This window comes from Achromobacter sp. GbtcB20 (assembly GCF_019091095.1).
GTDB lineage: Bacteria > Pseudomonadota > Gammaproteobacteria > Burkholderiales > Burkholderiaceae_B > Achromobacter > Achromobacter mucicolens.
The window spans coordinates 1-694 of sequence record NZ_JAGXJZ010000119.1 but is presented as its reverse complement, the minus strand read 5'-3'; the positions used below and the strand labels follow the sequence as shown (position 1 = coordinate 694).

1 protein-coding gene is annotated in these 694 nt (G+C 68.6%); it reads right to left on the bottom strand.

Annotated elements, in window-relative coordinates; all coding sequences use genetic code 11:
- Nucleotides 1-105 precede the first annotated feature (105 nt).
- Nucleotides 106-694 (bottom strand): substrate-binding domain-containing protein (locus tag KVT32_RS28090; RefSeq protein WP_217619196.1); only part of this gene is annotated, 589 nt, incomplete at its 5' end.

Here is a 694-nt window from a genome sequence, read left to right as displayed (position 1 = left end):
TAGCTCAATGGTAGAGCTGAAGCTTCCCAAGCTTAAGACGAGGGTTCGATTCCCTTCACCCGCTCCAGTCCGCCTTTTCCCCTGCAGTTCCTCGCATTTCCCCTGTTATCCGAAGCGCGCCTGCCTGTCGGCGAGCACCGCGCGTATTCCTTCGACCAGCTCGGCAACCAGCCCCGTGTTTTCCCAGGCGTAGATCGATACCGCGATGGCCGGCTCGTCGGGAAAGCGCGCATACGGCCGCACGCGGTAGCCGGCAGCGGCGGCCTTCGGCAGCAGCGACAGGCCGAGCCCGGCCTCTACCGCGACCAGGACGTTGTGCAGGCTGCTGCCGGAAAAGGCGATGTACCAGCGCAGCCGTTCGCCCTCGATGCGCTCGAACATGGCGTCGCGGTACAGGCCGCCCGGCGGGAAGGTCACCAGGGGCAGGGGATTCGGCCAGTCCTCTGCGGCGGCGCTTTCGAACCACGCCAGCGCCTCGGGAAAGGTGGCGCGGCAGTCGGGACTGGCGGCCGGCTCCTTGGCAACCAGGATGTCGAACTCGCCGGCGCGGTAGGCGCGCGTCAGGTCGCGGCTCAGGCCGGCCGTGACGTCGAGGTGGACTTCGCGGTGGCGCCGGGTGAAGTCGTGGAAGACCCGCGCCATCGCGCTGCCGGCGATGTCCTCGGGTACGCCGATCCGGACCGGGGCGGTGCCG